General features: G+C 39.6%; 1 pseudogene. It reads right to left on the reverse strand.

Annotated elements, in window-relative coordinates:
• Positions 1 to 657, reverse strand: a pseudogene (locus CP370_RS09165) (potassium-transporting ATPase subunit B); the annotation flags it as partial.

A 657-nucleotide genomic window follows, 5' to 3' on the forward strand; every position in this document is an offset into this window, starting at 1 on the left:
CCAAGAATAACACCATTCTTGCATACTACTAAAGGTGTCCCTCCCTGTTCAGCAATTCTCTTAACTGCCATTTGGCATTCTTCGCTGTATTTATTTTTTTTTGTCAGGACATATTGTTTGATATTCTCCGAAGCACCTTTACGAATTTCATCTCCAGCAAAATTAACACCACTCATTTTAGTTTGTGCTGAAAATGGAATAAACTTAACCTGATTTGCGTCCAAGTTCTGTTCTCTAAGGCTATATTTTTCTTTTGCTAATACAACAATTGATCTTCCTTCCGGCGTCTCATCAGCTAAGGATGAAAGCTGTGCCGCAATTGCTAATTCTTTTTCTGAATGGCCATCGACTGGAATAAATGCTGAGGCACGTCGATTGCCTAATGTTATTGTCCCAGTTTTGTCCAAGAGTAATACATCGGTATCGCCAGCAGCCTCAATGGCCCGACCACTCATTGCTAAAACATTAGCTTGATTCAATCTACTCATGCCAGCAATACCGATAGCTGAAAGAAGTGCTCCAATGGTTGTCGGGGCTAAACAAACCAGTAATGCAATTAACCATACAATAGACATTGGATTTCTCATATCAAGTATCTGAGATGATAACTGAGAATACGTGTATAATGCCGCCACTACCAACACAAATATGATAGAC

It is taken from the genome of Lactobacillus sp. UMNPBX19, assembly GCF_002553805.1.
Classification (GTDB): domain Bacteria; phylum Bacillota; class Bacilli; order Lactobacillales; family Lactobacillaceae; genus Lactobacillus.